We start from the raw sequence: 3633 nt of genomic DNA on the forward strand, positions 1-3633 counted from the left end.
CCGCAGACGTCGGCAGCCATGCGGGCCGCCACCAGTTTTTGCACCGCTTCGGCCGTAGGCACCAGCACTTTGCCGCCCATGTGGCCGCATTTTTTCACCGAGGCGAGCTGGTCTTCCCAGTGCACGCCGGCGGCGCCGGCCTTGATCATGGCCTTCATCAGTTCGAAAGCGTTGAGCACGCCGCCGAAACCGGCTTCTGCATCGGCCACGATGGGCGCGAAGTTGTCGATATAGCCCTTGTCGCCGGCATCGATGCCCTTGGAATGCTGGATCTCATCGGCACGGCGGAAGGTATTGTTGATGCGCTCGACCACGGTAGGAACGGAATCCACGGGGTACAGCGACTGGTCGGGGTACATGGAAGCGTAGCTGTTGTTGTCGGCGGCGACTTGCCAGCCCGACAGGTAAATCGCTTTGACGCCGGCCTTGACCTGCTGCATGGCCTGGCCGCCCGTCAGCGCACCCAGGCAATTCACGTAAGGTTCGTTGTTGACCAGGCCCCAGAGCTTTTCAGCACCGCGGCGTGCCAGCGTGTGCTCGATGGGGAAGGAGCCGCGCAGGCGGACCACGTCGGCCGCGCTGTAACCGCGCTTGATGCCCTTCCAGCGGGGATTGGTGGCCCAGTCTTTTTCCAGGGCGGAAATCTGCTGGTCGCGGCTCAGTTGTTCAGTGAGGGTTTGTGGCATGGTGGGCTCCGTGGGTTAAAGAGAATTGAAGAAGAGAAAAAAGTGAATGCGATGAAGTCACTTTAAGTCTTCTACAAGACTTTGTGAAGCTCTTATGTCTTATATAAGACAAAATTAAAACTCAATAAAATCAACAATCTATCAACAAAATACCGCAATACAAAATTCCATTTCTCGGATTGAGAAAAATTTCCGCAGCGCACCATTTCATATTTTTGTATTGTGAAATGAATTTATTGAATCGTGAAATATGAGGCAAGGCCACGAGCGGGCCCAACAGCGCCGCGAAGGCAGCCCGTGCTTCGATCCAATCAGAATGGATGCACGGTGCGCGCATGCTTGCGGCAACACGCGCGGAAACTCAGGTTTTGCGGCCAGTACGGTGCAGCACCCAGTCGCCGCCGGCGATAACGGGCTTGCCCTGGGCGCGCTCAGGTGCGATTTCATAAAGAACGCACAAGAGCTCGCGCGCTTCGCCTCGCGATCCGCTTGGCTCCGGGCTCGCGTCCAGCTGCACTACCACCTCGCGCTTGGCATATTCACCAGTTTGCTGCGGCCAGACCTCTTCGATTTCATCGAGCACGCGTTCCAGCTCGGCGCTGATGGCGTAGACCTCACCGTGCACCACACCTGGTCCGCCAAGCACCAAGCCTGGGTAGCTTCCCAGGTGGTGCATGACACCGGCCACTTGTGCCCGCCCTACCCAGCGTGGCGCGGGCGGCAAGCGGTTGATGTCCCGCTCTTCCCCTTTGCGCAAGGTGCCGTAGACAAAGACATGGCGGGTGACGGAAGAAGATGGCATTGCTTGGAATCCTGGGTATCGGAAGGCTTGTAAAGCCAGCCATGAAAATTAAGGCATGATTCCGGCCTGCTGGCATCCCTGCCAATCCCTCCAACCGGCGGGCCGCATGGCCGTGCAACAGGACCCCCCAGTTTAATGAACCGCATTGTGGCGTACGCCTGTCTCGGGCTCAGCATGTCTTTGGTGGGCAGCTATGTGGCGCTGTCCAAACCCCTGGTCGCCGCCCTTCCCGTCTTCCTGCTCGCCTGGCTGCGYTTTGGCATAGGTGGTGCAGCCATGCTGCGCTGGCTCAAAAAGCCCGCTGAAGAGATTCCCATGAGCCGGCAAACCGCCCGCCTGCTGTTCCTGGAATCGTTCCTCGGCAACTTCCTGTTTTCCATCTGCATGCTGTTCGGCGTGAGCATGACCAGTGCCGTCGCGGCCGGCGTCATCATGGCCTCCATCCCGGCCGCCGTCGCGCTCATGAGCTGGCTGTTCCTGCGGGAGCGCATTGGCCTGCGGGTCTGGGGCGCAGTGGCCTGCGCCGTGGTTGGCATCGCGCTGGTGTCGCTGGCCAAAAATCCAGCGGCGGTGCACGCCGCAGCGGGGCCGCAAACCGACCCGGCGCCAAGCTACGCTTGGCTGGGCAACCTGCTGCTGGTGGGCGCGGTCTTGTGCGAAGCCTTCTATGCGGTGATCGGCAAGAAACTGACCGGCGTGCTGAGCCCCAAACGCATTTCAGCCTTGATCAACCTCTGGGGCTTTGCGCTCGTCACGCCGCTGGGGCTCTGGATGGCCTGGAGTTTTGACTTCGGCCGGGTCGCGCCGTCCTTGTGGTTGCTGCTGGTGTTTTACTCGCTGGCCGCCAGTGTCTGGACGGTCTGGCTCTGGATGACGGGCCTCAAGACCATCCCTGCCAACGAGGCCGGTGTGTTTGCCGTGCTGCTGCCCATCAGCGCCGCCGCGGTCGGCGTCATGGTGCTGGGAGAAACACTGAACGCCACCCAGATCGGCGCCTTCGGCATTGCGCTGGCCGGCGTGGTGCTGGCTACTTTGCCGGGACGGGGTCTGGAAAAGCCTGTTCCGGTCGAGCCGCCGCACTGATTTCGCGGTCCAGCCGCTTTTGCCGGCGCATCACATAGATGCTGTAGCTGATGATGCCCAGCGACACCACGGTGATCAAAATCGTGGCCGCCGCGTAAATCGACGGGTTCACGCCGCGGCGGGCGTAGCTGAAGATCACCTGCGGCAGGGTCGTCACGCCCGGGCCCGACAAGAACTCCGAAATCACCACGTCGTCAAACGAGAGCGTGAACGTCAGCAGCCAGGCCGACACCAGGGCCGGCGCGATATTGGGCAGGGTCACCAGAAAGAACACCTGCATGGGACGGCAGCCCAGGTCCATGGCGGCCTCTTCGAGGGTGCGGTCCATTTCACTGAGGCGCGACTGGATCACCACGGTGGCGTAAGCCATGCCCAGCAGGGTGTGGCCGGTCACGATGGTGATGAAGCCGCGATCGGGCCAGCCCACGGTGCGCTGCACCGCCACCATCAGCAGCAGCAAGGACAGCCCGATGATGACCTCGGGCATGACCAGCGGCGCATTCACCAGCCCGTAAAACAGCGTGCGCCCGGTGAAGCGCAGATAGCGCACCAGCACAAAGGCGGCAAAGCTGCCCAGCACCACCGACAGCGTGCCGGTGATCAGCGCCACCTTGAGCGACAGGAAAAAGCCTTCGACCAGCCGCGAGTCCGCCAGCAAGGCCTCATACCATCGCGTCGAGAAGCCTGTAAAACCCCGTCCTGCCGCGTGCTGTTGAAAGAAAAAACGATGAGGAAAAACAGCGGGATGTAGAGAAACAGGTAGACCAGCCCCATCCAGAGTTTGCCCACGTTGTTTTCCACCAGGCGCGAAATACTCCTCATACCGGTTTTCATCTCAATGCCCTCCCCGCGCGTCGCGATCGCTGCTGGAGCGGTAATAAAAGGCCAGCGGCACCAGGATCAGCAGAATCATCACCACCGCCAGCGCGGAGGCGCGCGGCCAGTTGTTGCTGCTGAACATCTCGTCCCAGACCACGCGCCCGATCATGATGTTTTCGGCACCGCCCAGCAGCGAGGGGATCACGAACTCGCCGACGCTGGGAATGAACACCAGCATGGAGC

The 3633-nt window shown here is 61.0% G+C and carries 3 protein-coding genes and 2 pseudogenes; 1 reads left to right on the plus strand and 4 read right to left on the minus strand.

The features are described 5' to 3' along the window. The coding region (aceA, locus tag AC1D0P_RS23280; protein WP_477678910.1) for an isocitrate lyase at positions 1-686 on the minus strand (686 nt) is incomplete at its 3' end. Between the two features lie 361 nt (positions 687-1047). Continuing rightward, the gene (locus AC1D0P_RS23285; protein ID WP_477678911.1) at positions 1048-1488 is read right to left on the minus strand and encodes a gamma-glutamylcyclotransferase family protein; all 441 of its coding nucleotides are present in this window, start codon (positions 1486-1488) and stop codon (positions 1048-1050) included. A 135-nt stretch (positions 1489-1623) separates the two neighbouring features. Between AC1D0P_RS23285 and AC1D0P_RS23290 the strand changes: the two genes are divergently transcribed. Next, positions 1624-2571, plus strand: a complete 948-nt coding sequence (locus AC1D0P_RS23290) for a DMT family transporter (RefSeq protein ID WP_477678912.1) — start codon at positions 1624-1626, stop codon at positions 2569-2571. Here AC1D0P_RS23290 and AC1D0P_RS23295 read toward each other — a convergent pair. Together AC1D0P_RS23295 and AC1D0P_RS23300 are read right to left on the minus strand one after the other, a co-directional pair. Next, positions 2516-3393, minus strand: a pseudogene (locus tag AC1D0P_RS23295) (ABC transporter permease). The gene AC1D0P_RS23290 and the pseudogene AC1D0P_RS23295 overlap by 56 nt on opposite strands. Before the next feature lie 13 nt (positions 3394-3406). Beyond that, positions 3407-3633, minus strand: a pseudogene (locus AC1D0P_RS23300) (putrescine ABC transporter permease PotH); the annotation flags it as partial.

The organism is Polaromonas sp. P1_G2, assembly GCF_056405515.1.

Coding starts and splice junctions, on each gene's coding strand:
- AC1D0P_RS23285 (WP_477678911.1), bottom strand. CDS start 1,488: ATGCCATCTTCTTCCGTCACCCGCCATGTCTTTGTCTACGGCACCTTG.